Origin of the sequence: Rhizobium sp. BK376 (genome assembly GCF_004341625.1) — a bacterium.
Classification (GTDB): Bacteria; Pseudomonadota; Alphaproteobacteria; order Rhizobiales; family Rhizobiaceae; genus Rhizobium.
On sequence record NZ_SLZG01000017.1, the window covers coordinates 26,463 to 50,897 of the forward strand.

Sequence of the window (24,435 nt, forward strand, 5' to 3'; positions counted from 1 at the left end):
CTCAATGTGCGTAGAGATAGGCGGCCAGGTCCTTAGCTTCCTGCTCTGAGATGCCCGTCTTGGGCATCGCCGTCTGCGGCGAAAAGCTCTGCGGCGAAACGATCCATGCAACAAGGTTGTCGGAGCGGTTTTCCAGCACACCGGCAATATAGACGTGTTTGGATAACCCGGTGAGTGGCGCGCCGGTTTGGCCGTCCGCCCCCGGTATGCCCGGAATGGTATGGCAACCCGAACAACCATAGCGACGAAAGAGTGCGGGAGCGCGCGCCGGATCGCCACCGGTCAGCGCCACAGCTGCGGCCGTCCTTGTCTGACTGTCGCGTATTGTATTGGTAACCACAAAGGCGCTCAGCCCGGCAGCAACAGCGGCGGCAACCCAGACTATGGGGCGAGGGGCCAAGCCGGCAACATCAGGCATTTCGCGCTCCTCTCTCGCTGGAACCGCGGATCCAGAGCGCCAGCATCGTCATCGCCGCAGCTGCATAGATGGTACCGGCCGGCACCCACATGATCATGCCGGCCAGTTGCTGATCCTCCAGGGGTGTCAGCCCCCAGGCAGAAGCGGTTTGCGTCTGGGCGATATAGAGAACGCGCGGTGCCAGCGCCATCAAGGCGCCGAGGATGCTCGTGTGTAACATCGTCAGGAACATGTGCCAGGCAGCGGCGCCGTAGTCGCTTTTCCAGACGACAGCCCACCAGAACAGGACCGCCGTTGCAAAAAAACTGAGGTGCTGGAGGCGATGCATAGCGGTATTGGTCACGGCTGCGTCGAACAGGAAGGGCAGGTGCCAGCCCCAGATGGCGACACCATGGATGGCGGTGGCGCTGGTCGCTCCCGTGCTCCAGTCCCATGACCGCCGGATGAGAGGAGTTCGCATGGCAGCGCCTAAGCCAAGACGCGCTCGTTTTGGCAGACCCCATAGAAGGAGGCCGACCGGGCGCGCAAGCACGATCAACGGTGCCGAGACGGCCATGACGATCTCGTGTTCGATCATATGAAAGGTAAAAAGGTGTTCTCCGAGCCAGTGGAGCGGCGAGATCAGCGCGCCCGCGAGAGTCAGCATGCCGCTGTAGAAGAACAAGCTTTGGCGGTGCCTCGCTCCAAGCCGGCGCGCCCGACCTGAAAGCCTCACGATGCCGAACGTGTAGAGTGCGCTGATCACGGTGATTGGTAGCACGATCCACGGATCGAATGTCCAAACCGACGCAGCCGTATGAGGATCGTCTCCATGGGCCAGCGCCGGAGCGGCCATCATCAGCGAGATCAAGGTGCAGATCAGCGCTGACATGGGTCCAGCAGCATCGACGCCGCCCCCTGCAATAGCAGCGCAAAGACAAAGGCGGAGGCGATCACAAATCCCGCATCGATGACAAACCGCTCGGTCCGGCCGACGGGTCTTGGCGCGAGACGAGAGGCAGCAGCCCCTGCAATCGACATCAACAAGAGGGCCGAGCAAAGGGCGGGTGTCCAAACCATCTGTCGCCGGCAATCGAGGTAGGGGGTGATCTGCCCAAGCTGCGTCCCCACGGCCCAGGCCAGCGGCGGCACGACAAGTCCGCCATATCGCATCCAGGTTCTGGTCATAGGCGCGGTACCCAGTAGAGACAGACATACATTGGCAACCAGGTTGCCACCACGAAGTTCCAGTACATGGCGTTGTCGCTGACATCGCCGTAGCGCCGCGGATTGTCGCCATGCCTGGAAAACATCAGGCAGGTCAGCACCAGCGTGTCGATCAGGTCGGTTATGATATGGGTCGTGTGCAGTCCAAGCATCACCCAAACGATCGAGCCGTAGGCATTCTGGTCCCACGAGACGTGCATGGCCGGAAATTCGAAGATACGAACGATGAGCGGCGCCACCCCCAGCAGCGACATGATGATCAGGCCGACACGGACCTTCGCCAAATTCTGCTGCCGTGCCCAGCGGGCAATCAGGACGTTGGGAAGCAGGCTGGCAATCAGCAACGCCGTCAAGGCCGTTCCGGGCAGCAGATCGGGGGGCGGTGCATTCGACGGCCAGTGCGGTGCCAGGCTCATGAGGTAGAGGTAGACAACGATCGAAAGCGCAAAGCCTGTTCCCTCGATCAGCATGAAGGCAAGCGTTCCCCACCAGGTCAGGCTTGCGGTGCCAAGCCCATGCGGGGGCAGTTTCGTGAGATCGAGTACGACGGATTGTTTCATGAGTCGTCCTCCGGAGTGCCTTTCGGCCAGAACCATCCGATCAGGGCAATCGACACAGGAATCGATCCCCAGACGACTGCCCAGGGCGTGAAGATCGACCAGATCAACAGCACCGTGGTTGCGAGTGCCGACCAGAGCGGCCAGATCGAGTTGTCAGGTGACGACTCGCGCGCCTCTGGAAGCGCTTCGACGACGCTGCTGACGATCAATTCGCGGCGGTCGACCGACAGGCCGGAGGCAACGGGAAGCGTTTCTGATTTCTCTGACAAGGGCGCGAGACTACTGACCACCGGCAAGCGCGAGAAATTATAGGATGGCGGCGGCGACGAGGTCGACCATTCGAGCGTCGATGCGTCCCAGGGATTGTAAGGCGCGGCCACACCGGAGACGGCGCTACGGATGGCATCGATAAAGAACAGCAGGAAACCGGCCGCAAGGATGACGGCACTCAGGCTAACGAACATGTTCAAGCCAGACCACGGCATTTCCGGCTGATAGGTATAGATGCGGCGCGGCATGCCCTGCAGCCCGAGGATATGCATGGGAAAGAAGGTCAGGTTGAAGCCGGTAAAGATCAGGCCGAACGCCCAGCGACCGAGCCTCTCGCTCATCATTCGGCCGGTGATCTTTGGGAACCAGTAATAAATCGCCCCGAGCAGCGGAAAGACCGCGCCACCCACAAGAACGTAATGGAAGTGAGCAACTACGAAATAGGTATCATGAACCTGCGTGTCGAAGGGCACGGAGGCCACCATGACGCCTGTCATCCCGCCGATGACGAAGATCACCATGAAGCCGATGACGAACAGGAACGGTGTCTTGAACACCGGTCTGCCGGCCCACATCGTCGCCAGCCAGCAGAATATTTGCAGACCAGCAGGAATGGCGATCGCCATGCTCGACGCCGTAAAGAAGCTTTCGCCCAGACGCGGCAGCCCGGCGACGAACATATGATGCACCCAGAGTCCGAAGGCCAGAACCCCTGTCGCGATCAAAGCCATCACCATGGCGAGGTAGCCGAACACGGGGCGCCGCGTGAAGGTCGCGACGATCGTCGAGACCATACCGACCGCTGGCAGGAAGATGATGTAGACCTCTGGGTGGCCGAAGAACCAGAACAGGTGCTGCCACAGCAATACGTCGCCGCCTTCGGCCGGATTGAAGAAGTGGGTGCCGACCAGTCGGTCGAGGATCAGCGCCGAGCTGGCGATCATGATCGCTGGCATCGCCATGATGATCAGAAAGGATGTGACCAGCATCGACCAGACGAACAATGGGATGCGGTCGAGCGACATGCCGGGTGCGCGTTGCTTGAACACGGTGACGACGATCTCGACGGCGACGGCCAGCGCCGAGACTTCGGTAAAGGTGATCATCTGCGCCCAAATGTCGGCGCGTTTTCCAGCAGCATATTGCGGTCCAGATAGCGGCACGTAGGCAAACCAGCCGACGTCAGGGCCGGTATCGACCGCAAAGGCGATCCACAGCAGCAGCCCGCCGGCCAGATACATCCAGTAAGAGAACGCGTTGAGGCGCGGGAAGGCGATGTTGCGGGTGCCGACCATCAGCGGCACCAGATAGACGGCCATCGCCTCCATCACGGGCACGGCAAACAAAAACATCATGTTCGTGCCGTGCATGGTGAATATCTGATTGTAGCGATCCGGACCGATGAACCGCGCTTCCGGCTCGGACAGTTGCAGCCGCATCGCCATCGCCAGGATTCCACCGAGCGCCAGGAACACGAAGGCCGTCACGATGTAGCGGCGGCCGATGATTTTATGGTCGACGGTCGAAAGGGCGCCCCACAATCCCCTGGGTGTCGACCAGGTCGCTGCAAGACGGTGGTCGAGCTCGATCTCGCCCAATCCGGTATCGCGCAGATCCTGGCCGCCCTCCCTGATGGTCATTTAAGGCTCTCCATATAGGCGGAGATATCCCGCAGCTCGACGCTGGTAAGGGGAACCATCGGCATGTTGTTGCCCGGCTTGAGGGTCTGCGGATCGGCAATCCAGGCCGCGAGCGACCCGCGTGTGGTTTCGAGAAGCCCGGCCGCAATCGTCTGACGGCTGCCGACATGGGTCAGGTCGGGGCCGGTGGTGCCGATGGCCGGAGTACCGCGAACCGTATGGCATGCAGCACAATGTTTTGACAGAAAAGCGAGCTTTCCGGCGGCAGCGTCGGGGTCCGTCGGCATCACGCCGTTTTCGCGTTGGACCGCAATCCACCGCTGATAATCCGCAGGCTCATCGGCAATGACCATCATCGCCATGTGAGTGTGCTGCAGGCCGCAAAATTCGGCGCACTGGCCGCGATAGTTGCCGGGCCGTTCCGCTCGCAGAAGAAGACTGTTGCTGCGGCCCGGCACGAGATCCTGTTTGCCGGCAAGGCTCGGCACCCAGAACGAGTGCACAACATCCGCACTTTCGAGCTGGATCCGAACATCCTGACCGACCGGGATATGGATTTCGTTGGCAGTCTGGAAGCTGAGCGCCGGATTGGCGTCGGCATAGATGACCTGCCACCACCACTGCTGCCCCCTGACGGTGATCGTCAGCGCTGCGTTTTCCGGCAAACCGATGCCGCGTGTGGTGTAAAAGCTTGCGATCGTCAGACCTGCGATAATCATGACCGTCGCGGCAACGGCACTGCCAACGCTCATCGTCAAGGGCCGTTCACGGGCCTCGCCGCCGTCGCCGGACCGTTTCCGCAGCAGTGCCCAGCCGAGCACGATCATGACCAGGAGCCAGACGACCGTGCAGATGACGGTTATGCCGATGATCAGGTGCTCGACATGGATCGCCGGAGCGCCCTGAGGATCCAGAGCCGACTGGTTGCCGCTACAGCCAGCGACAGCAGCAATCATCGACAGCGCAAGGATCCGAGCGGTTCTCAAGGGGAGGGCCCCTGGTCTGGGTGGGCGCCGACCGGTCCTTCGTTGAACAGGATCTTCGCCGGCGCCCGGTTTTCGGCCGGCCGCGTGTGGCGGTCGTCCCTGCGACCCGTCGCCGCCATTTTGGCCGAATAGTCGCCGATGGTCTGGACATAACCGGCCAGTTGCCAGATTTGCTCGATCGTCATCCGGTCACGAAAGGCCGGCATGCCGTGCGGGCGACCGTCGCGGATCGACGCGACAATCGACACCATCTCCGGACCATACAGCCACCAACCGTCGAGGAAGGAAGGACCTACGTTTCCGCGCCCATCGCCGTGACACTCTTGGCAGCCGAACCAGCTATAGAGTCGCTGGCCCTGGCTGAGATTATAAGCGTCGCTTTCGTAAGGTTTCCCCTCAGCGAAATAACTCTCGGGCGGCGCACCGCTGATGCCATTGGACATTAGCCGGAACCGGTCGAGGTCGGCGACGACGGGTGGATCGGTCCGGAGTTCCCGCGGCTGCCGAGCCCAGCCGAGAAGCGCGGCCCCGGCGGCGACCAGCAGAAAGGTTGCCAGAAACGACCACTTTGCGTCGTTGATGCTCCCGAACATCATGTGCTCACCCGGTCACCCCCTCAATCATGTGGAACTTCTGAGGATCGATCGAGACGCACCGGAAGGAGCTTGTAGGAGGGCGTTTTCGATTTCGGATCATGGTGAGCCAGCGGAAAGAGCGGGTTCGTCTCAGGATAATACGCGCCGCAACATCCCCTGGGAATATCATAGGCAACGATCCTCAACGCCGTCACAGTCCGAACGTTGTCTGTATCGATCGCAGTGGTCAGATCGACACTGTCGCCATCCTTGAAACCAAACCGAAGGATATCCTCCGGGTTCATGAACACCACCTTGCGAGTGCCTTCCACACCGCGAAATCTGTCGCTGTACCCATAAATCGTGGTGTTGAACTGGTCGTTAGATCGCAGCGTCGCCAGGTGGAGGACGTCGGTGCTCCGCGCCGTCGAAAAATCCGGAAAGAGTTTCTCCGGCGTCAGGAAGTTCGCCTTGCCGCTCTTCGTCACCCACTTGCGTTCGCGCGCCGGCAGCGGCCTGACAAACCCACCCGGCGTAAACAGGCGTTTATTGAAATCCTTGAACGTCTCCGGGTAGGTTCGCTCGATCGCATCGCGGATCTCCGCGTAATTCCCGACCCAGCTTTCCCAGGGTACCTTGGTTTCGCCGAGGGTCGCCTTGGCCATGCCGGCGACGATTGCCGGCTCCGAAAGGAGTTCCGGGCTTGCCGGTCTCGTCTTGCCGCGGGAGCCGTGGAAATGGGCGATGGAACTCTCCATCGATACGGCCTGCGGACCGGTCGCCTGCTCGTCCAGTTCGATGCGACCGAGACACGGCAGCAGATAGGCAATCTCGCCATGGACGACATGGCTGCGATTGAGCTTGGTGGCGATCTGCACGCTAAGCCGCAGCCTACGCCACCCTTTTTCCATGGCAATCGTGTCGGGGACGGCTCTCAGGAAGTTGCCGCCGAGACTGATGAAGGCTCGCGACTGCCCGCTCATGATCGCCTCACAGGTCTCCACCGTCGAGCGGCCCGTCCAGCGCGGCGGTTCGAAGCCGTAGAGTTCAGAGAGCTTGTCCAGCGGCGCTAAGCCCGGCTTCTCGGTGATGCCGACAGTCCGCTGTCCCTGGACGTTGGAGTGACCGCGGACGGCACAGATGTTGGCGCCCGGTTTGCCGATATTGCCGCGCAACAGTGCCAGATTGCAGACCATATGGACGTTCTGGACGCCCATAAGCTGTTGCGTCAAACCCATGCCATAAACCAGCATCACCGCCTCGGATTCGGCGTAGGTGGCCGCTGCCTGCGTCATCTCATCACGGCTGAGACCTGAAACCCGCTCCAGCTCCTCCCACCGATGGCCGCGTGCGGCGTTGGCGAATTCCTCGAAGCCGGTGGTGTGCTCCTTGATGAAGTCATGGTCGAGGACATGCTTCTTGTCGGCGGCCGCAATCGAGGCCGCAAAGGCAACCATTGCAGCGTTATCTGGATCCTTTGGTTTGCCGTCGTCACCGGCGACACGGCTTTGATGGGAGGCTTTCAAGGCATCGTCGGCTTCGATCAGCGCCTTGCAGACGCCAAATAGTGCGGCGATATCGCCACCGTTGTTGACCTGATAATATTCGGAGGAAATCTTCGTTTCGTTGCCGGTGAGCATCTGCGTCGGCGACTGCGGGTTGACGAACCGCTCAAGGCCGCGTTCGCGCAACAGATTGAAAGTGACGATCTTGACGCCGCGATCGACGGCATCCTGGAGATCGTGCAGCAAGCGCGGCGACGACGTACCAACGTTCTGCGCGATGTAGAAGATGCAGTCGGTATTCTGGAAGTCCGAAAGGACGGCTGTTCCAACAGCGGCCCCGATGCTTTCCGGAAGAGCGACCGATGAGCTCTCGTGACACATGTTGGAGCTGTCGGGCATGTTATTGCTGCCGTACATGCGCGCAAACAGCTGGTACATGTAACTCGTTTCGAGCGATGCCCGACCCGACGTGTAGAAATCGACCTGATGCGGGTCGAGAGCGCGTAGCTCCCGACCTATCTCTTCGAACGCCTCGGCCCAGGTGACCGGAAGATATTGATCGGTGGCTGCGTCCCAGCGCATCGGATGCGTCAAACGACCTTGTTCTTCGAGGTCGTGATCGTTCCAAAGCTCCAATTCGCGAAGAGGATGTTTATCGAAGAATGCCCGGTCGGCACGTCGCGATGTCACCTCCCAGGCTGTGGCTTTGGCCCCATTCTCGCAGAACTCAAGAGGGTGAGTCTTGGCAGGTTTTGCCCAGGCGCAACTCACGCACATATAACCTTCCGGCTTGTTCTGCGCCGATAGCAGCTTCGGCCCACGCAGAGCGACATGCTCTTTCAGGGTGATCTCGGCCACGGATTTTGCAGAACCCCATCCGCCCGCAGGTCCGGAATAGGGCTTGATTTTGGGAGAGCGTGTTTTCGACGTCATGGATGCCTCAAGAGATACCACGAGGCGAGCCATCTCGGTTGAGGCTCCTCGGTTATAGTAAACCTTCGATGTCGCACCAAGTTCCGCTGCGCCGGGAAGGCGCAGCTTGCTTCATAGCTCTATCCTCGAAACTCGCCCTCGTTCATGTCGCGCTCGTCATAATTGATGTGCCAGTCCGCGGAGTCTTTGCCCTTGCCGGGCGTTTTCTTGTTGACCGTCGCGTCGTCGGAATGAGTGATCACGCGCGGCTTGGCGCTGCTGACGCCGTTGTTGGATCCACCAGCATGGTTGCTTTCGGACTGCCCTCTGGCGTCCTGTTCAATCTGCGCCTTGGACGGTTTGCCATTTTTTGTCATGATTGAGCTCCTGAGCGTTCGGACCGGCGGTTTCTCACATCCTCCTCGGCCTGCGTCTCGCCCACCGCGCGGCGCAGTCCCTTTTCTGCCTCTCGAGCCAGACGCGTGCGACGCCGGGCGGCGGTCGGATTATCCGCAGCGCGAGAAGCATCCGTTTCGGCTGGAACCGTCTCGAGATCATTATTTTCGAGTGCCCCCCATGACGGATCCCATTCGACGCCTTCTGTCAGCTCCACGAAGATCGGCTCGCCGCAACCTCCATTGTGGGATTGGGCCAGTTCGAAAGCAGCCTCCGGCTCCATCTCCTCACCAGGAAATATCGAATCGTCTTGCCCGGTCTCGGCGATCTTGCGGACATATCCGCGAACTTGATTGCCGGAATGATAGAACTTGATCACCAGTGACCCGGCAGACGCCGCGCCAGCAGAGTAAGGCATGTAGTGAGCGCCTTGACCTGTAGCGCTGGCCTCGCCGTCTGCCGCCTGATACCAGTGCGCAAGATCCCGTCCTTCCGGCCGCCCCTCGCTTTCCCAGATCTGATAGGCGCGCAGTCTTTTTTCCTCTTCGTCGATCATGACTGCCTCCTGACTTTTTCACAGCACTACTTGTTGAGGTCCTTTGCCATCATCAGATGGTGTTCCAGAGCTGGACGTGTACTGGCGGCCCACGCTTTCAAATCGGCATTGTCGCCTTCATCGCCATATCGCTTGAACAGATCGACCGCATCTTCATGCACGGACTCCTGATCAGAGTGGTATTGCTTGTTGAAGTCGGCGCCCTGAAGGCCGTTCAGCTTGTCGAGCATGCTTTGCTGACTGGATGTCATCGCTGCCGGAAGCGGTGCTTTGACCTTGCCGCTGGTCACCAAGCCCTTGAGTTCATCCGTGGTCTTCTGGTGATCGGTAAGCATCTGCTGGGCAAAGGCTTTCGTTGCTTCGTCACCACGCTCCAGGGCAAGCTTGCTCGAGGCGATCTCGAACATATCGCTGGTGGCGGCTTCCTTGACGAAGTCTTCCGTCTTCGGCGCGACGCCCATCAGCGAATTGACGCCTGTTTTTTCGGCGGCAGATTGCGCGAAGGCCGGACCGGCAAGCACGAGGGCAAGCGAAGCGATAGCAAGATGTTTCATAGGGATCTCCTGAATTGTCATCGCCTAAAAACGGATTTGCCAGCCTGACTGTTCCACGGAAAATCGACCGAGCGGAGCGCGGTGCCCGCTGCCAAGATATCGACAAGAGAGACGCGCCCGGATGAAGGGTCTCCAGGTGCGCCTCCAGATCGGTGGATTAATCCACGACTTTCAGAACGACCTTGCCGCGGATGTGGTTCTCCTTGAGGGCTGCCTGCGCTTTTGCGGCCTCGCGAAGCTCAAAGGTGCTCGCGATCACCACCTTGACCTTGCTCTCATCGATCAAGTCCGCGATTTGCTGCAATTGAGCCCGTTCGGCTGCGCGGTGTAACGGGCAGCGCGAATGTTGCAATCAGCAGCGCGCGCCTCGTCCGGCTCCTGCAGCGTGGAAATCAACGCGCCTCCCGGTTTCACGACTTTGAAGCTGCGCTCCTGGGTCTCACCGCCGACCAGGTCGAACACGAGGTCCACAGGCTCAACGAGGTCCTCGAATTTTTCGGACTTGTAATCGATCACCTGATCGGCGCCGAGGTCTCTGGCGAACTCTTTGTCGGACGCCGATACAGTGGTTGCGACCCAGGCGCCCTTTGCCTTGGCGAACTGAATGGCGAAATGTCCGACCCCGCCGGCGCCACCGTGGATAAGAACGCGCTGGCCCTGCCGCAGACCGCCCTGGTCGAAGAGACCCTGCCAGGCGGTGATGCCGGCAAGCGGCACGGCGGCCGCGCCGACCGCATCCAGTGATTTTGGCTTCGCGGCGACTTCGTCAACTCGTGCTAGCACTACTTTGGCAGAATTGATTTTGGGATGATTTGAAAGCGGATACGGCAATGTGGACATCGTTGTGGTGGATGGTGGTTTGAGAGCGCGGCTATGACGGCGCGTCGAATAGCTGGCAGTGTCGGTTTAGGCGGGCCGCGTCTGTTCCTTTTTTTCCCGCTTTGCCTTGTATAGGCGCTGATGTTGCAGGAAGGCATAAGCGATCATGGTCATCAGCGTGTGTCGATGGAGGCCTTGCCATGATCGGCCTTCGAAGTGATCGAGGCCGAGTTCTTCCTTCATCTGCTGATGAGCCTGCTCGCAGACCCAACGAGCTTTAATGGCCGCCGCCAACTGCTTTAATGTCGCCTCTGCTGGAAGATTGGACAGGTAATATTTGCGTTCGTCGTTTGAGCGCCACTCGCCAACCAGCCAGGCTTCCTCGCCTGGCATATGCTGCTGTCCCTTGTCGAGGATACGTTGGGGGCTGCCATCCGCAATTCGAATGCGCAGGGCAGCAAAGCGCGCGGTCAATCGGCCTTTGGTGCCACGCCGCCAGCTGAGTTTCGTCCACGTCGAGGCCGCCAGCATCGTTTCGGCGGCTGTCGACAGCGTATCGGGGATGGAATGTTTACGTGGCCGTCCATGACCAGCAACAGGAAAGATCAATGCGACATCATGGGGATAAACCTTCTGATGCTTGGGAATGCCGACGGCCCAGGTGAGACCCCGCGCACTCAAACCCTGGCGAAATGCGGCTGATAGACCATAACCTGCATCCGCGAGCACAGTACCAAACCGAACACCTGCGGCAATCAGCCGATCGATCTCGTCGAGCGCAATCTCCGGCTTGGTGCGCGATAGGCGCGACAGCTCGGGAACGCCCGCTTTTGCCATTCTGTCCTGATCGCTGGTCCAACTCTCGGGCAGGAACAGCCGCAAACCCACCGGGACAGGAACCTCGTCGCGTGCCAGCGTCAGTGACACCAGCGTCTGGCAATTGGCGCGCTTGCCCAGCATCGACGCATATTGCGGCGCGACCCCTACCGAGTGGTCGCCCTTCTTCGGAAGGCCCGTATCGTCGATCACCAGAAATGCATCTGGAGCTCCGACTATTCTGTCAGCCTGCACGGCCAATTCCGCCTCAAGCGGACCGGCGTCCCAAATGCCATCCGAGATGAAATGATGTAGGCGGTCGTAGCGATCAGGCGCAAGCCGTTCCGCCATCGGCTCGATACTCTTGCGATCTCCCGGCCCGATGAGGCCCGAAATATACACCGGGCACATCTGCCGCCGCTTCTTGTGGCCAAGCTTCTCGACGAACGGCTTCAACCATTCCGTCAGCGCAACATCCTGCTCTGCCACCCTTCGCACCCCTGTTGGAATGCCAAAGATGGCCGATCATCGTTAACCGAGGATTAATCTGCCAAAGTAGTGCTAGGACGAATTCCTCGTAGCCGCCATGTTCTGGCGAGAGAAACGCAAAGACCTCGTCGCCGATGAGGAAGCTTGAGACATCGTCGCCGGCGGCCGCGATTTGTCCGCTGACATCGCGCCCGAGCACATAGGGCAAGTCCTTCTCGGTAACCACAGGACATTTCCCTTCGCGCATCTTGGCATCGACCGGATTTGACGCTTGCGGCAAAGACTTTGATGAGGACTTCGTTAGCAGACGGGATCGGACGGTCAATTCCCTCGATTGCCATGACCTCCGGTCCGCCGAAGCGATGAATGCGCACAGCCTGCATGATGAAACTCCTTTGATGTTCGGGATTTTTTGTTGTTCAAAACGGAAACCGCACCGCAATGCGATCGTTCCCTTGCAGTCGGCGCGCAGGGAACAACTCGGGTGATGATCGGTTTCGCTTTGCGAGTTGGAGGTACCAACGCTTCCCGACCATCAGGCTGTTGGAACAGCCGGCCCATTTTCACAGCAGGAGCAACTATGTCTTTGAAAGCACTTGCCTTGAACGGCACTCTGAAATCCTCGGATGCCTCAGAGCCATCCTCCACCGGCAAATTGCTCGAACTCATTGCCGAAGAGTTCAAGACGCACGGCGTCGAAACCGAGAGCATTCGGCTTTCCGATCATAACATCAAGCCGGGCGTGACGTCGGACGAAGGCGAAGGAGACGCGTGGCCAGCCATCCGCAAAAAGGTTCTGGAAGCCGATATTCTGCTGATCGGCACGCCGATTTGGCTCGGGCAGCCGGGAAGCGTTTGCAAGCGGGCTCTCGAGCGGATGGACGCGTTTCTCGAAGAGACCGACGATCAGGGCCGCATGGTGTCCTATGGCAAGGTCGCAGCAGTTGCGGTGGTCGGTAACGAGGATGGCGCCCACCACGTTTCCGCGGAAGTGTTTCAGGCCCTCAACGATGTCGGCTTCACGATTCCGGCCAATGCGGTTGCCTACTGGGTCGGCGAGGCCATGGGATCGACGAACTTTGTCGATCTCAAAAAGACCCCGGAGGCGGTTCAGACGATGATATCGATGCTGGCGCGCAATACGGTTCATCTCGCCAAGCTTCTGAAGAAATCCCAATATCCGGGCGAGGAGGGCTAGCAGGCAATGCCGACGACCACCCGCAAGGCGCAGGTCCCGCCTGCTCTTGCAGAACCCCATCCACAGGCAACAAGTTTGAGCGCGTTGCGGCACCAAGCTGAGGCCTGTGAACGCTGTGATCTCTACCGGGATGCTACCCAAACCGTGTTCGGCGAAGGCCCGTCCGAGGCAAGGGTTGTGCTGATTGGCGAGCAACCGGGAGATCAGGAGGACATCGCCGGCAAGCCTTTCGTCGGCCCCGCGGGTAGGCTGCTCGACGAATGTCTGCAGGAAGCCGGCGTTGATCGATCACTCTGCTACGTGACCAATGCGGTCAAGCACTTCAAATTCGAACGACGCGGCAAACGGCGCCTTCATGCCAAGCCAAACGCCGGTGAGATACAACGTTGCGCCTGGTGGCTGGGCGGCGAACTTGAGCTCCTCCGGCCTGACCTCATCGTGGCGCTCGGGGCGACAGCCCTCTACACTCTGATGGGCCGATCGGTCGGACTGACCAAGGAACGAGGACACGTTCTACCTGCAGCAAGCGGGACGCCTATCCTGGTCACGATCCATCCGTCCTATCTGCTCCGGATCCGCGATCACGATGATCGTGAGAGCGAGCGCCAGCGCTTTATCAGCGACCTCAAGAGCATTGGCGACCATCTGAATGCGTCACTGATGACGGCACGGCAAAATGCTTAAGGATCGAAACTCCCGACGGCCGGTAGTTCCGGTTGCGGTCCGAGCTGCTCCTCATCGGTCCAAAGGTTATCGGCGAGATCGCCCAGCGATTGCAGCACGAGGCGGCGGGGCCAGCCGGCAGCAACGGCTTCCTCGATGATCGACAGAAACGACGGTTCCAAAGCCTGCTGGCATTCGAGATCGTCGTCGCGCGGATTGTCATTCGGCGCTTTTATGACCGGCATAGCCACTCTCCCTTCAGCATCAAACGAGAGGCTCTTTAGCGCTTCGGCTGCTTGCCAAAGTCCTTGCGCAACTCGTCCTTGGCGCGATTGAGGGTCGCCAGGCGTGATCGAGACAACTGCTTACCGGCACGATTGATATAGAAGGTAAGCATCGACATCGCAGACTGGAAAGGGCTGGCCTTTCGCCGCGGGCTTTCCTCCGCGGAATGCTTGAGCGAATCCGCGATCTTCTTGGCGCTGCGCTGCTTGAACACCCCGCCTTCGAGGTCCATCGCATCGCTGTTGTCGGTCACGTCCTGCGACCATTTCTGCTTGGGTTTCTTTTTCGGCATCGGATCCTCCGCATGTGAAGCGGCGCCCTGGGTCGGGCGCCATATCAGGGGTCAATGATGGGCGTGGTGCTCATTGCGTTTGCGAGTGGCAGCGGCCTTTTTGGCCGAAGCGGAACGCTCTTCCTTGGTCCGCGATGCAGCAGCGGCACCACCCCTGCGCCCGCCTTTTTCGGAGGATGCATGGTTTTCGGCATGGCCACGGCCCGATCCGGACTTCTTGCCACCGCCGCTCTCCTTGTTGACGGTGGCCCAGGCGCGGCGCTCGGCTTCCTTTTCGGAAACGCCACGATCTTCGTAGCCTTCCTCGATATGCTCGGCCTTGCGCTTCTGCTTGTCGGTATAGGCGGACTTGTCACCTTGGGGCATGGAACATCTCCTTGACTGACATGAGATTTGACGCAGGGAAAACTGCGGTTTTCGACCAAAGTTCCGCTGACTGTGAATTGTGATCGCGTCTCTGCGACTGACGCTCAGGACGTCCGGATCGAACCGCTCCAGATCGGATTTTCGGAGCAGAAGGGATCTGCCGCCATTGCGGAACCAACACCCGGAAACAAGGGTTTGTTGCAGACCTATTTTGATGTGACCCAAGAGGCATCGATATGACACAGACCGTCGGCGATTTCGTCGTTTCCCGTCTTCACGTGTGGGGCGTCCGCCGCATGTTCGGCTATCCCGGCGATGGCATCAACGGCGTGTTCGGCGCGCTGAACCGTGCCGGCGACAAGATCGAGTTCATCCAGGCACGCCATGAGGAGATGGCCGCGTTCATGGCGTCTGCCTATGCGAAATTTTCCGGCGAGCTCGGCGTATGTATCGCGACCTCAGGCCCAGGGGCGGCACATCTCGTGACAGGCATGTACGATGCGCGAGCCGATCATCAGCCGCTTCTTGCCATCGTCGGCCAGCAGGCAAGGGGTGCACTTGGCGGACACTACCAGCAAGAGGTCGATCTCGCGGCTCTTTTCAAGGATGTCGCCGGTGACTTCGCGCACCAGGCATCGACACCTGCGCAAGTTCGCCATCTCATCGATCGCGCCGTACGCATCGCGCTGGCAAATCGAACGGTGACGGCGCTGATCCTGCCCAATGACTTACAGGAAATGGCTTACGAAGAACCGGCGCGCGCCCACGGGACCGTCCATTCTGGGTTTGGCTATCGAGCCCCCAAGATCGTGCCATACCAAGAGGACCTGCAAGCCGCAGCGGATGTCCTCAACGCCGGCGAAAAGGTTGCAATCTTGGTGGGTGCCGGCGCGCTCGGCGCAACCGACGAGGTGATCGCCATCGCCGATCGGCTTGGTGCCGGGGCTGCGAAAGCATTACTTGGCAAGGCCGTACTTCCCGACGACTTGCCCTGGGTCACAGGGTCGATTGGTCTTCTCGGAACTGAGCCCTCCTGGGACCTGATGCGCGACTGCGACACGTTGTTGATGATCGGTTCCGGCTTTCCCTATGCGGAGTTTCTGCCCGAGGAAGGACAGGCGAAGGCGGTCCAGATCGATATCCAGCCGGGCATGCTGTCGCTCCGCTATCCAATGGACGTCAATCTCGTCGGCGACGCGAAGGAAACGTTGAACGCATTGCTGCCCCTACTTGAGCAGAAAGATGGCAAATGGCGCAACCGCATAGAAAAGAACGTTGCCGCCTGGTGGAAGCTCCTTGAGGAACGGGCCCACGCCGAAGCCAATCCCGTCAACCCGCAATTGGTCGCTTGGGAGCTGTCGTCACGCCTGCCTGACAACGTCATCTTGACCAGCGATTCCGGCTCCTGTGCGAACTGGTATGCGCGCGATATCAAGATTAGGCCCGGGATAATGGCGTCGCTTTCGGGCGGACTGGCATCGATGGGTGCCGCAGTTCCCTATGCTATTGCTGCCAAATACGCCCATCCGGACCGTCCTGTCATCGGTCTCGTCGGCGATGGCGCCATGCAGATGAATAACATGGCGGAGCTGATCACCGTTTCAAAATACTGGCGTGACTGGGCCGACCACCGCTTCATCATCTGCGTTTTCAACAACGAGGATCTGAACCAGGTGACCTGGGAGCAGCGGGTGATGGAGGGCGATCCGAAGTTCGAGGCCTCACAAGGCATTCCGAACGTGCCGTACCACCGGTTCGCCGAACTCATTGGCCTCAAAGGCCTGTTTGTCGATCGCCCGGAGAACCTGGGGCATGCTTGGGACGAAGCACTTGCCTCGGACCGGCCGGTGCTACTCGAAGTCAAGACCGACCCTGAAGTCCCGCCGATGCCGCCACACCTGACGTTCGAGCAGGTCAAGAACCTCACCTCGACGCTGATAAAAGGTGATCCCAATGAAGGAGGCATTATCCGCGGCACGGTGCGGCAGGTATTGAGCTCGGTGCTTCCCGGAAAGAGCGACGGGTAGTGTCTGTGGACCTATTAAATCACCCTTCAGAACAAATCGGTCAGACAAGAGGAAGACGCCCTGGCAAGGGCATCAGACGTCTCGGTCGATGGATATGCAGAGGCTATTCCGTTTGGAGCGCTCGGCTAAGGGCCGCACTGACCTGGTCGGGCGACGCCGGTTTTCCGAGCATTTCGCCCTTGCCAAAGACCGGCTCGTTTTCGATCAGCGAATCCGGTTCTCCGGAGTAGACGACAAAGGGAACGCCAAGATCTGAAAGGCGTCGAACGACGGTGGTGCAGATCCCGTCCGACAGTCGCGGGTCGATGATCGCGGCGGCTGGTGTGTGGGCGTCCAACCAGGCCGAGGCGTCCTTGCACGTCGAAAGTGTCACATGGTCCTGATGGCCGCTTTCAACCAGCGTCTCCTCAAGGTCCAGCGCGATAAACGGTTCGTCTTCGAGGATGAGGATCGTGGACACATGAATCTCCTGCCACCGCCGTACGCACGTTTGAGGCCGGGGCTGTAAAAAGTGGGCTCCGGAACTTGTGCCGCCGACGGGAATTTTGCCGTAGAACTGTAAAATTAGGAAGTAGCATGAAGCCCAAAGTCCTGGTCGTCGAAGACGAACCCCTCTTGCTCCTGGCCGCCGTGGATCTGGTCGAAGAAGCCGGGTTCGAGGCGCTTGAGGCAATGAACACCGCGGATGCGGTGCGGATCCTGAAGACTGTGCCAGAAGTCTTTATCCGGTTCACCGATATCGACCTGCCGGGCTGGATGGACGGCCTGAAACTCGCCGTCTCCATCCGCGACCGCTGGCCAATGGAGATCATCGTGGTCTCCGGCATGAAAATGCCGCGCCCAGACAAACTGCCGTCGCGAGGCGTATTTTTCGCCAAACCCTGTGACTCCATTGCTGTCACAAAAACGCTTGTGGCGATGGCTGCGTAGGGAGACCAGAATGAGAGGGCCCTGGATCCATCTCTGCATCGACATGCAACGGATCTTTGCAGAGGAAACGCCCTGGCACGTGCCGTGGATGAAGGAAGTTTGTCCGCAAGTCGAGGAACTTGCAGGGCGCTTCCCGGAGCGCACCATCTTCACCCGGTTCATTACCCCCTCGCGCTCCAGTGACATGCCCGGCATGTGGCGGGACTATTATGAAAAGTGGTCGCAAATGACGCGCGAGCGTCTAGACCCCCAGATGCTCGATCTTCTGCCCATCCTGCAACGACTGGTCCCTCCCGCGCGCGTTTTTGACAAGATGACCTATTCGCCGTGGATGGGCGACACGCTTCATGGGATACTTTCGGCCGAGGGCGTCGGCACCGTGGTTTTGACCGGCGGCGAGACTGACGTCTGCGTTCTATCGGCGGCACTAGGAGCAATTGACCTCGGTTATAGCGTTATCGTTCTTCGTGACGCCGTCTGTTCCGGCGCCGACGAGACCCATGATGCGTCGCTCGAACTGCTGGGCGACCGTTTTTCGGTGCAGCTCGAACTCCTCATGACAGAGGAATTTTTGCAATCAGTCTAACCCGAATTCGCGTCGAGTTCATGTGGTTCACGCTGCTCGGCGCCGATCATCGGTTATGTTGGCTATCGCTTGAACGGATCATTTCGTCAGTTTTGGCCTGGAGCGCCCTCAGGTTTAGGTTTTGAGAATGCTCCATCAGAAGCAAGAGGAGCAAAACGACAAGGGTCAGAGCATGTTGTGAGAAGAAACCATTTCTGCCGAAAATCAAGCCCGACACCGACCGCGCACCAACCCGCCGCCGACAGGGCAGCTGCCGCGACATCATGACGATGTCGCGCGAGTGCAACGGCAATCTCTGGATCCGAAGAAATCGTGATCGTCCGGCCATGGCGGAGAAATGCGCAGCCTGCCTCCAGGTTCTGCTCTCTTACAACCATGCGAAAGGGAACAACTTCTCGAAGTCGTGGTTTCCGTCGCAGCACGGCATGACGGCCGCGGGAGGAAGATATGAAAGCATTAACCTGGCACGGCAAGCACGACATTCGATGCGAAAGCGTTCCTGACCCGCAGATTGAAGAAGGCCGCGACGCGATCATCAAGGTCACCGCCTGTGCAATCTGTGGCTCCGACCTCCATCTGTATAATGGGATCATGCCCGATATGCATAGTGGCGACATCATGGGACACGAAACCATGGGCGAGGTTGTCGAGGTCGGCAAGGACAACAAGAAGCTCAAGGTCGGCGACCGCGTCGTCGTTCCCTTCACCATCTCCTGCGGCGAATGCTTCTTCTGCAAACGCGGATTTTTTTCTGGCTGCGAACGAAGCAATCCCGATCCATCGAAAGCGAAGAAGCTTTGGGGAAGCTCACCTGCGGGGCTATTCGGCTACACGCATCTGCTCGGCGGCTATAGCGGGGGGCAGGCAGAATATCTGCGCGTGCCCTATGCCGATGTCGGTCCGATCAAAGTGCCCGAGGGACTGACAGACGAGCAGGTCCTTTTCCTGTCCGACATCTTCCCGACCGGCTACATGGCGGCCGATTTCTGCAACATCCAGCCGGGTGATACGATCGCCATCTGGGGCTGCGGTCCCGTCGGTCAGATGGCGATCAAGTCCGCGTTCATTCTCGGCGCCGAGCGGGTCATCGCCATCGATACAGTGCCGGAAAGATTGGCGCTTGCCGAAAGATCCGGAGCCATCACGCTCGACTACATGGACAAGGATATTTATGACCGGATCATGGAGCTGACCAACGGCCGCGGCGCGGATGCCTGCATCGACGCTGTCGGAACGGAGTCAGACCCATCCGCCAGTTGGGACGCGCGTCTCGATCGCATCAAGGTCGCGACCTTTATGGGCACCGATCGTCCGCATGTGCTGCGTCAGGCGATCCATTGCTGCCGCAACTTCGGGACTGTCTCGATCGTCGGCGTTTACGGCGGCTTCCTCGACAAGATTCCCATGGGTTCGGCGATCAACCGCGGCCTTACCTTCAAGATGGCCCAGACGCCGGTGCAGCACTACCTGCCGATCCTGATGGACCGCATCCAGAATGGCGAGATCGATCCATCGTTCATCATCACCCACACGGGAAGCCTGGAAGATGGACCGGATCTTTACAAGACGTTTCTTGAGAAAAAGGACGGCTGCATCAAGGTCGCTCTGAAACCCTGAGGAAGAGGAGCATGATCATGGGAAGCGCACAACAGAAAACCGGCCTCGCCGTCGTCACCGGCGCCTCGAGTGGTATCGGTTTTGAACTCGCAAAGATTGCTGCATCGAAGGGTTACGATCTGATCATTGCTGCCGACGAGGAGGAGATCAATGACGCGGCCGCCGAACTCCGCCGGATGGGAGCAAACGTCGATGCTGTCGTCACGGACCTCTCGACTGTCGAAGGCGTCGATCGGCTTGCCGAAAGCATCGAGGCCGACGGCCGCTCTGTCGATCTGCTGCTGGCAAATGCCGGGCGCGGGCTGGGCAAGGGCTTCCTCGACCAGGACTTCGCAGAGGCTCGCAAGGTCATCGATACGAACGTCGTCGGTACGGTCTATCTGATCCAGCAGATCGGCAACCAGATGCGGGCAAGGGGCGCGGGTAAAATCCTCATCACCGGATCGATCGCCGGGTTCATTCCGGGCAGTTATCAAGCCGTCTATAACGGCAGCAAGGCTTTCCTCAACAGCTTCTCGTTTGCCCTTCGCAACGAGCTTCAGGATACCGGCGTGACCGTCTCGTGCCTGATGCCGGGCCCGACGGACACGCGCTTCTTCGAGCGCGCCAACATGCTGGATACCGACGTCGGCCAGGCCGAGAAGGACGATCCGGCCGACGTTGCCAAGGTCGGATTCGATGCCATGATGGATGGGGAGGGCGATGTGGTCGCCGGTTGGAAGAACAAATTCCAGGCGGCGATGGCCAACGTCACGCCGGCGTCAGTTCTGGCGGCTCAGCATGCGAAGATGGCGGCGCCGGGAACGGCAAAGAACTGAGCAGACACCACTGCTCGGCTTCGGGAGGTCTGGTGCTATTGAGGGCCCCACCTGAGTGAGGCTCTCCTCTGCTTTCGCTAGTACTACATTCCTCGGAAGATTGTAATCGCCATTGCGAATCCCCATATGCGGGACTTGCTGAGCAAACCCTAGGGTTTGACTGCAGAGTTTGCCTGCGGCAGCAAACGCTTACCCTCCATGTTTTGTGACGGGCGAATCCCAATCAAATTGATGCCAGCCGACTGGCCGGCTAAGGAAACCCATTGAAAAAAATAAACATCGCTTCCGCGCCCGCGGCGGCGAAGCCGCGCGAGCGCGATGAGGCCGTTACTCGACCGACTAGGTTCAGGACCCATTAAATAGCTTGCGCACGCGCGATGGCTTTGATTCATTTGGATCGAAAGGAGCCAGCGATGAGTGATTTGCTGTTGTTGTCGGAAGCCCAGATGCGGCGGATCGAGCCGTATTTTCCGCTGTCCCACGGCGTCCCGCGCGTTGATGATCGGCTGATCTTGAGTGGTATCATTTTCGTCCTGCGCAACGGACTGCGGTGGCGCGACGCGCCCAGGGAATATGGCCCGCACAAGACGATCTACAACCGTTTCATCCGCTGGAGCAGGCTCGGCGTATTCAACCGGATTTTGGCCGAATTGACCGCCAAACGGGGCAAGCCCGAGCAATTGATGATCGATGCCACCCATTTGAAAGCCCATCGCACCGCAGCCAGCCTGCTAAAAAAGGGGATGTTCCCCGACGTATCGGACGCACCAAGGGCGGCTTGAACTCCAAACTGCATGCTGTCTGCGATGGTCATGGTCGACCTTTGATCTTGCTTTTGAGCGAAGGGCAGATGAGCGATTATAAAGGTGCTGCGAAGATGCTCCACGCCTTTCCCAAGGCCAGGACCCTGCTGGCCGATAAGGGCTATGATGCAGACTGGTTTCGAGACGCGCTGGCGGAGCGTAAGATATCTGTCTGCATTCCATCACGGGCAAATCGGAAGGTGGCGATCCCACACGATCCAGTGCTCTACAAAAAGCGCCACAAGATCGAAAACATGTTCGCCAGACTCAAGGACTGGCGCAGAATTCACACCCGATATGATCGATGCGCCCACACCTTCTTCTCCGCGATATGTATCGCAGCAGCCGTCATATTCTGGCTTTGATTTAACGAGTCATCGGGTAATTTGTGGCTGCCTCCCTCGGACCTGAAAGATGGGTCACACTTCTGGCTATCGAAAGCTGAAGGAAGGACGCAGCCATGACGTATTACGCCGGACTGGACCTGTCGATGGAAACCACGCAGGTCTGCATTGTGGACGAAACTGGTAAGAAGGTCGCCTCGATGAAGGTCGAGAGCAGTCCCGATATGATCGCAAATGCATTACGCGACGTCGGCGGCGTCGAACGAGCTGTCATAGAAACCGGACGTATGTCGCCGGCGATATGCCATGGTTTGCGTGCTCTGGATATTCCGATTGTCTGCATCGATGCCCGGCAGGCACATCAAAGCCTAAAAGCATTGAAGGCGAATAAGACCGATCCACATGACGCCGCCGGTCTGGCCCAAGTGGCCAGAACCGGGTTCTACAAGGAGGTGCATGTTAAATCCCCCGCCGCGCATGGCGTGCGGAGCATCATTACGACACGCAACCACCTGGTCGAAGCCCGGGTACGGCTCGACAACATGATCCGTGGTCTGTGCGCGACCTTCGGCTTCAAACCCGGCCCTGGTCAGGGCAAGGCGTTTATCGACCGAGTGATGGCGGCAGCAAAGATACCAAGTCTCGGCCAGAGCATTACCGCGCTGCTTGCAGTGAGAACAGGCCTGACGGCGCAGATCAAGGAGATGGATCGGGTTTTACGTGAGCTCGCTCATCGATCGCAATCTTGCCGGCAACTCATGAGCATCCCCGGTGTCGGTGTGCAAACGTCTGCTGCTTTTGTCGCTGCCGTTGATGAAGTCGGCCGCTTCCGACAATCACGCACTGCCGGTGCCTACTTTGGCCTCGTCCCCAAACGTCATCAATCAGGAGAAATCGATTGGACGGGGCGGATCACCAAACAAGGTGACAGCACGGTGCGGAAACTCCTCTACGAAGCGGCCAACTCGATCCTCACACGCAGTGTCGTTTTGCACTTAAATGTAAGAATGCGGCCGTTCCTTTCTTGGTTGGCATTTAATTTGAGATTCCGCGGGCTGGGAGTCTCAGATTAAATGCAACTGCGAAGCCGTCCGCGACTGGCGCCCGCAGTCCACCATCTCTTCTATGGCGTTGCCGAAGCGGGCTTTATTCTCACCCATCAGATGGCCACGCAGCATAGAAAGCATCTCCGGCCCGGCTCGCTGGACGATGGCCACACCCGCCAAAAGAGCTGGCCGCAAGTGCAGCTGCAAAATCGGACTTGCTGGGGTCGGAAGTTCCCTAGTTTGCATCTTTAGAACGTCATCGAGATCGGGAATAATGACGCCGAGCACTCTGTAGCTTGACGGTTCGTAGCGATCGGGGAACGGCTTTGGAACGCGCCGCATCAGCAGGAGGCGGGCAATCTCACTTGGCGATAACCAGTTTCGGATACCATGCTCGGCCTCGTCGTGAAGCATCCCTTCACCTATCAGCGCAGGACGGCGATAGCCGCTGAAAGGAGAGGGGCAGTCACGCCCGCCAATGGATTGAAGGCGACCTCCGCAAAGCGGGCAGGTGATCCGCCAGCCGAGAAGCTGGCTTCGAAGAACGATGTGCGACCCGTCGACAATTCGTAGACAGCTGCTGCATAATTGCCGAGGCTCGCCGGCAATCAGCCGCCGCGACGATTGCGGAATATTCGTGAAAGTCATGCGGCGGACAGTGACCGGATTGACTGAGAACATAGAGGCGATGCGGTCGACCTGACCTTCGGTGAGATCTAAATCGGCCGTGCGCAATGACAGCACCTCCGGAAGGCAATGCCGAAGCATGGCCAAGGGAGAGATGGCGTAAAATGCGGCGTGCCGAATGATCCACGACGACAGAAGTTCATCGGTGCAGGGAGGGAACCTTACCGGCAATTGCCGTGCGTATATCCCCGTCATGCGAACGCTGCTTCGGCGTCAAATTCCGGCTCCCACTTTTCAATGGCTTCATCGGTAATGCGCTCGCTTCCGCTTTCGATTGCCTCGATCGCCACGGAGTTGATCATGTGGAAGATGTTGGCAGTGATACCCTCGGTAATCTGCAATATCCGTCGCAATGATTTTGCGGTCAAAACGGATGGGTGACGCAATGGCGTATTGCGCAGCATCAAGGCGACCAAGATTTCGAACTGCTCATTTGCAGCCCAGCGGCTCAGTGTGAACTGTTCGAAGCGGCGCGCCAGTTGTACATCGCCACCAATGGCCTCACGGGCGTCATTGACCCCGACGAGCGAGATCTGAAGGCGGTTGCTCAGAAAACGCAGCGTATTGAGGACGATCCGTTGCTCGCGATATGTTCCAGCGAGGATGTTATGCACCTCGTCGATTACCAGCACTTGCACGCCGATCGCTTCCATGATGCGCAACGCAGCTTGCTCCATTTGTGCGATATCGGCGCGCGGCCGCTGCGGTGCGCCGAGGAGGGTCAGAAGTTCAGCATAGAATCGTCTTTCGCCAGGCCGACTGGTCATCTCCATCGCGAGAACAGGCGTCTTCAACCTGCCGGTGAGCGCATCGAAGCTTGGCGGATGCTGGTCACGGAAACGCTTCATGATCATTGTTTTGCCCATTCCGCTGTCGCCGTATATGGCGATGGAAGGCATTCGCGTTCCGCGTGGATGGTCTACCAAGAAGTTGAGGCGATCGAGTACCTGCTTGGCACGTGGATAGACGAGCCAGCGACGTGATCTTATCGCGCGGACGCGCTGCTTGCCCGCTTCGCCGAGCAGTGCCGCGGCGTTTGCAGTCAGGTGGGAGGTTTCTGTGTTCATTCTC

General features: G+C 59.1%; 29 protein-coding genes and 2 pseudogenes. 10 read left to right on the forward strand and 21 right to left on the reverse strand.

All coding sequences use genetic code 11. The features are described from left to right. Position 1 precedes the first annotated feature (1 nt). From EV561_RS27555 to EV561_RS38560, 15 genes and pseudogenes are all read right to left on the reverse strand, one after another. Entirely contained in the window at positions 2-418 is a 417-nt protein-coding gene (locus EV561_RS27555; protein ID WP_112445860.1) for a c-type cytochrome, read from the reverse strand. Continuing rightward, positions 411-1,289: a cytochrome c oxidase assembly protein gene (locus EV561_RS27560; RefSeq protein WP_132526515.1), complete on the reverse strand. Its 879-nt coding sequence runs from the start codon at positions 1,287-1,289 to the stop codon at positions 411-413. The genes EV561_RS27555 and EV561_RS27560 overlap by 8 nt, the downstream gene beginning before the upstream one ends. Then, positions 1,277-1,585: a hypothetical protein gene (locus EV561_RS27565; RefSeq protein WP_132526517.1), complete on the reverse strand. Its 309-nt coding sequence runs from the start codon at positions 1,583-1,585 to the stop codon at positions 1,277-1,279. Before EV561_RS27565 ends, EV561_RS27560 begins: the two co-directional genes overlap by 13 nt. Further along, on the reverse strand, positions 1,582-2,184 hold the full coding sequence (locus EV561_RS27570; protein ID WP_113300430.1) for a cytochrome c oxidase subunit 3: 603 nt from the start codon (positions 2,182-2,184) through the stop codon (positions 1,582-1,584). The genes EV561_RS27565 and EV561_RS27570 overlap by 4 nt, the downstream gene beginning before the upstream one ends. Then, positions 2,181-4,094 carry a cytochrome c oxidase subunit I gene (ctaD, locus tag EV561_RS27575; protein WP_132526519.1) on the reverse strand — a complete coding sequence of 638 codons (1,914 nt, stop codon included), beginning with the start codon at positions 4,092-4,094 and terminating at the stop codon, positions 2,181-2,183. Before ctaD ends, EV561_RS27570 begins: the two co-directional genes overlap by 4 nt. Continuing rightward, positions 4,091-5,080 carry a cytochrome c oxidase subunit II gene (gene coxB, locus EV561_RS27580; RefSeq protein WP_245512976.1) on the reverse strand — a complete coding sequence of 330 codons (990 nt, stop codon included), beginning with the start codon at positions 5,078-5,080 and terminating at the stop codon, positions 4,091-4,093. The genes ctaD and coxB overlap by 4 nt, the downstream gene beginning before the upstream one ends. Next, a complete protein-coding gene (locus EV561_RS27585; RefSeq protein WP_245512978.1) occupies positions 5,077-5,676 on the reverse strand; it encodes a c-type cytochrome in 600 nt (199 codons plus the stop codon). Before EV561_RS27585 ends, coxB begins: the two co-directional genes overlap by 4 nt. A 20-nt stretch (positions 5,677-5,696) precedes the next feature. Next, positions 5,697-8,093 carry an FdhF/YdeP family oxidoreductase gene (locus EV561_RS27590; protein ID WP_132526523.1) on the reverse strand — a complete coding sequence of 799 codons (2,397 nt, stop codon included), beginning with the start codon at positions 8,091-8,093 and terminating at the stop codon, positions 5,697-5,699. 119 nt (positions 8,094-8,212) lie between these two features. After that, the gene (locus tag EV561_RS27595; RefSeq protein ID WP_112445852.1) at positions 8,213-8,449 is read right to left on the reverse strand and encodes a hypothetical protein; all 237 of its coding nucleotides are present in this window, start codon (positions 8,447-8,449) and stop codon (positions 8,213-8,215) included. Continuing rightward, positions 8,446-9,024 carry a DUF2934 domain-containing protein gene (locus EV561_RS27600; protein ID WP_132526525.1) on the reverse strand — a complete coding sequence of 193 codons (579 nt, stop codon included), beginning with the start codon at positions 9,022-9,024 and terminating at the stop codon, positions 8,446-8,448. The genes EV561_RS27595 and EV561_RS27600 overlap by 4 nt, the downstream gene beginning before the upstream one ends. A 26-nt stretch (positions 9,025-9,050) precedes the next feature. Next, positions 9,051-9,578 (reverse strand): DUF4142 domain-containing protein, encoded by a 528-nt coding sequence (locus EV561_RS27605; RefSeq protein WP_132526527.1) that lies wholly within the window; start codon positions 9,576-9,578, stop codon positions 9,051-9,053. A 157-nt stretch (positions 9,579-9,735) separates the two neighbouring features. Beyond that, a complete protein-coding gene (locus tag EV561_RS38455; RefSeq protein WP_281026136.1) occupies positions 9,736-9,864 on the reverse strand; it encodes a zinc-binding dehydrogenase in 129 nt (42 codons plus the stop codon). Next, a complete protein-coding gene (locus EV561_RS27610; protein ID WP_281026137.1) occupies positions 9,861-10,409 on the reverse strand; it encodes an NADP-dependent oxidoreductase in 549 nt (182 codons plus the stop codon). The genes EV561_RS38455 and EV561_RS27610 overlap by 4 nt, the downstream gene beginning before the upstream one ends. A gap of 96 nt (positions 10,410-10,505) precedes the next feature. Next, a pseudogene (locus EV561_RS27615) lies at positions 10,506-11,711 on the reverse strand (IS701 family transposase); the annotation flags it as partial. A gap of 166 nt (positions 11,712-11,877) precedes the next feature. After that, positions 11,878-11,949, reverse strand: a pseudogene (locus tag EV561_RS38560) (hypothetical protein); the annotation flags it as partial. Between the two features lie 333 nt (positions 11,950-12,282). On the opposite strand from EV561_RS38560, the gene EV561_RS27625 reads away from it, so the two are divergent. Both EV561_RS27625 and EV561_RS27630 read left to right on the forward strand, forming a co-directional pair. Further along, positions 12,283-12,900: an NAD(P)H-dependent oxidoreductase gene (locus EV561_RS27625; RefSeq protein ID WP_112445849.1), complete on the forward strand. Its 618-nt coding sequence runs from the start codon at positions 12,283-12,285 to the stop codon at positions 12,898-12,900. Between the two features lie 6 nt (positions 12,901-12,906). Beyond that, a complete protein-coding gene (locus tag EV561_RS27630; protein ID WP_113335675.1) occupies positions 12,907-13,584 on the forward strand; it encodes a UdgX family uracil-DNA binding protein in 678 nt (225 codons plus the stop codon). Here EV561_RS27630 and EV561_RS27635 read toward each other — a convergent pair. From EV561_RS27635 to EV561_RS27645, 3 genes are read right to left on the reverse strand one after another with little or no spacing between them, the layout of a single operon-like run. Continuing rightward, positions 13,581-13,808 (reverse strand): hypothetical protein, encoded by a 228-nt coding sequence (locus EV561_RS27635; RefSeq protein ID WP_112445847.1) that lies wholly within the window; start codon positions 13,806-13,808, stop codon positions 13,581-13,583. The two genes, EV561_RS27630 and EV561_RS27635, sit on opposite strands and share 4 nt — an antisense overlap. A 35-nt stretch (positions 13,809-13,843) precedes the next feature. Then, positions 13,844-14,140, reverse strand: coding sequence for a DUF3175 domain-containing protein (locus tag EV561_RS27640; protein ID WP_112518394.1), 297 nt, complete (start codon positions 14,138-14,140; stop codon positions 13,844-13,846). Positions 14,141-14,191: 51 nt separating this feature from the next. After that, a complete protein-coding gene (locus EV561_RS27645) occupies positions 14,192-14,506 on the reverse strand; it encodes a plasmid stabilization protein (RefSeq protein WP_112445845.1) in 315 nt (104 codons plus the stop codon). Between the two features lie 236 nt (positions 14,507-14,742). Here EV561_RS27645 and EV561_RS27650 point away from each other — a divergent pair, with 236 nt between their 5' ends. After that, positions 14,743-16,533 (forward strand): thiamine pyrophosphate-requiring protein, encoded by a 1,791-nt coding sequence (locus EV561_RS27650; protein ID WP_132526531.1) that lies wholly within the window; start codon positions 14,743-14,745, stop codon positions 16,531-16,533. Positions 16,534-16,636: 103 nt separating this feature from the next. Here the strand turns inward: EV561_RS27650 and EV561_RS27655 are convergent, their stop codons facing one another. Next, on the reverse strand, positions 16,637-16,993 hold the full coding sequence (locus tag EV561_RS27655; protein WP_113300441.1) for a response regulator: 357 nt from the start codon (positions 16,991-16,993) through the stop codon (positions 16,637-16,639). 116 nt (positions 16,994-17,109) lie between these two features. Here EV561_RS27655 and EV561_RS27660 point away from each other — a divergent pair, with 116 nt between their 5' ends. From EV561_RS27660 to EV561_RS27685, 7 genes are all read left to right on the forward strand, one after another. Next, a complete protein-coding gene (locus tag EV561_RS27660) occupies positions 17,110-17,463 on the forward strand; it encodes a response regulator (protein WP_113300442.1) in 354 nt (117 codons plus the stop codon). A 10-nt stretch (positions 17,464-17,473) separates the two neighbouring features. Then, complete coding sequence (locus EV561_RS27665; RefSeq protein ID WP_113300443.1) at positions 17,474-18,049, forward strand: cysteine hydrolase; 576 nt, start codon at positions 17,474-17,476, stop codon at positions 18,047-18,049. Positions 18,050-18,496: 447 nt separating this feature from the next. Further along, positions 18,497-19,666 carry a zinc-dependent alcohol dehydrogenase gene (locus EV561_RS27670; RefSeq protein ID WP_132526533.1) on the forward strand — a complete coding sequence of 390 codons (1,170 nt, stop codon included), beginning with the start codon at positions 18,497-18,499 and terminating at the stop codon, positions 19,664-19,666. A gap of 17 nt (positions 19,667-19,683) precedes the next feature. Continuing rightward, entirely contained in the window at positions 19,684-20,484 is an 801-nt protein-coding gene (locus tag EV561_RS27675; protein WP_112445865.1) for an SDR family NAD(P)-dependent oxidoreductase, read from the forward strand. Positions 20,485-20,897: 413 nt separating this feature from the next. Beyond that, positions 20,898-21,266: a transposase gene (locus tag EV561_RS38565; RefSeq protein WP_348633758.1), complete on the forward strand. Its 369-nt coding sequence runs from the start codon at positions 20,898-20,900 to the stop codon at positions 21,264-21,266. Further along, positions 21,164-21,652: an IS5 family transposase gene (locus tag EV561_RS38570; protein ID WP_348633760.1), complete on the forward strand. Its 489-nt coding sequence runs from the start codon at positions 21,164-21,166 to the stop codon at positions 21,650-21,652. The genes EV561_RS38565 and EV561_RS38570 overlap by 103 nt, the downstream gene beginning before the upstream one ends. A 95-nt stretch (positions 21,653-21,747) precedes the next feature. Further along, a complete protein-coding gene (locus tag EV561_RS27685) occupies positions 21,748-22,704 on the forward strand; it encodes an IS110 family transposase (RefSeq protein WP_245512980.1) in 957 nt (318 codons plus the stop codon). Here EV561_RS27685 and EV561_RS27690 read toward each other — a convergent pair. Both EV561_RS27690 and EV561_RS27695 read right to left on the reverse strand, forming a co-directional pair. Then, entirely contained in the window at positions 22,696-23,559 is an 864-nt protein-coding gene (locus tag EV561_RS27690; protein WP_132526535.1) for a TniQ family protein, read from the reverse strand. The two genes, EV561_RS27685 and EV561_RS27690, sit on opposite strands and share 9 nt — an antisense overlap. Then, complete coding sequence (locus tag EV561_RS27695; RefSeq protein WP_132526537.1) at positions 23,556-24,431, reverse strand: TniB family NTP-binding protein; 876 nt, start codon at positions 24,429-24,431, stop codon at positions 23,556-23,558. The genes EV561_RS27690 and EV561_RS27695 overlap by 4 nt, the downstream gene beginning before the upstream one ends. Between the last annotated feature and the right edge of the window lie 4 nt (positions 24,432-24,435).

Bases quoted from the DNA above. Each gene is read 5' to 3' on its own strand.
- EV561_RS27585 (WP_245512978.1), bottom strand. From the start codon at position 5,676: ATGATGTTCGGGAGCATCAACGACGCAAAGTGGTCGTTTCTGGCAACC.
- EV561_RS27625 (WP_112445849.1), top strand. From the start codon at position 12,283: ATGTCTTTGAAAGCACTTGCCTTGAACGGCACTCTGAAATCCTCGGAT.
- EV561_RS38565 (WP_348633758.1), top strand. From the start codon at position 20,898: ATGAGTGATTTGCTGTTGTTGTCGGAAGCCCAGATGCGGCGGATCGAG.
- EV561_RS27675 (WP_112445865.1), top strand. From the start codon at position 19,684: ATGGGAAGCGCACAACAGAAAACCGGCCTCGCCGTCGTCACCGGCGCC.
- EV561_RS27695 (WP_132526537.1), bottom strand. From the start codon at position 24,431: ATGAACACAGAAACCTCCCACCTGACTGCAAACGCCGCGGCACTGCTC.
- EV561_RS27685 (WP_245512980.1), top strand. From the start codon at position 21,748: ATGACGTATTACGCCGGACTGGACCTGTCGATGGAAACCACGCAGGTC.
- EV561_RS27560 (WP_132526515.1), bottom strand. From the start codon at position 1,289: ATGTCAGCGCTGATCTGCACCTTGATCTCGCTGATGATGGCCGCTCCG.
- EV561_RS27665 (WP_113300443.1), top strand. From the start codon at position 17,474: ATGAGAGGGCCCTGGATCCATCTCTGCATCGACATGCAACGGATCTTT.
- EV561_RS27570 (WP_113300430.1), bottom strand. From the start codon at position 2,184: ATGAAACAATCCGTCGTACTCGATCTCACGAAACTGCCCCCGCATGGG.
- EV561_RS27605 (WP_132526527.1), bottom strand. From the start codon at position 9,578: ATGAAACATCTTGCTATCGCTTCGCTTGCCCTCGTGCTTGCCGGTCCG.
- EV561_RS27650 (WP_132526531.1), top strand. From the start codon at position 14,743: ATGACACAGACCGTCGGCGATTTCGTCGTTTCCCGTCTTCACGTGTGG.
- EV561_RS27565 (WP_132526517.1), bottom strand. From the start codon at position 1,585: ATGACCAGAACCTGGATGCGATATGGCGGACTTGTCGTGCCGCCGCTG.
- EV561_RS27600 (WP_132526525.1), bottom strand. From the start codon at position 9,024: ATGATCGACGAAGAGGAAAAAAGACTGCGCGCCTATCAGATCTGGGAA.
- EV561_RS27660 (WP_113300442.1), top strand. From the start codon at position 17,110: ATGAAGCCCAAAGTCCTGGTCGTCGAAGACGAACCCCTCTTGCTCCTG.
- EV561_RS27690 (WP_132526535.1), bottom strand. From the start codon at position 23,559: ATGACGGGGATATACGCACGGCAATTGCCGGTAAGGTTCCCTCCCTGC.
- ctaD (WP_132526519.1), bottom strand. From the start codon at position 4,094: ATGACCATCAGGGAGGGCGGCCAGGATCTGCGCGATACCGGATTGGGC.
- EV561_RS27635 (WP_112445847.1), bottom strand. From the start codon at position 13,808: ATGCCGGTCATAAAAGCGCCGAATGACAATCCGCGCGACGACGATCTC.
- EV561_RS27670 (WP_132526533.1), top strand. From the start codon at position 18,497: ATGAAAGCATTAACCTGGCACGGCAAGCACGACATTCGATGCGAAAGC.
- EV561_RS27555 (WP_112445860.1), bottom strand. From the start codon at position 418: ATGCCTGATGTTGCCGGCTTGGCCCCTCGCCCCATAGTCTGGGTTGCC.
- EV561_RS27590 (WP_132526523.1), bottom strand. From the start codon at position 8,093: ATGACGTCGAAAACACGCTCTCCCAAAATCAAGCCCTATTCCGGACCT.
- EV561_RS27630 (WP_113335675.1), top strand. From the start codon at position 12,907: ATGCCGACGACCACCCGCAAGGCGCAGGTCCCGCCTGCTCTTGCAGAA.
- EV561_RS27640 (WP_112518394.1), bottom strand. From the start codon at position 14,140: ATGCCGAAAAAGAAACCCAAGCAGAAATGGTCGCAGGACGTGACCGAC.
- EV561_RS27645 (WP_112445845.1), bottom strand. From the start codon at position 14,506: ATGCCCCAAGGTGACAAGTCCGCCTATACCGACAAGCAGAAGCGCAAG.
- EV561_RS27595 (WP_112445852.1), bottom strand. From the start codon at position 8,449: ATGACAAAAAATGGCAAACCGTCCAAGGCGCAGATTGAACAGGACGCC.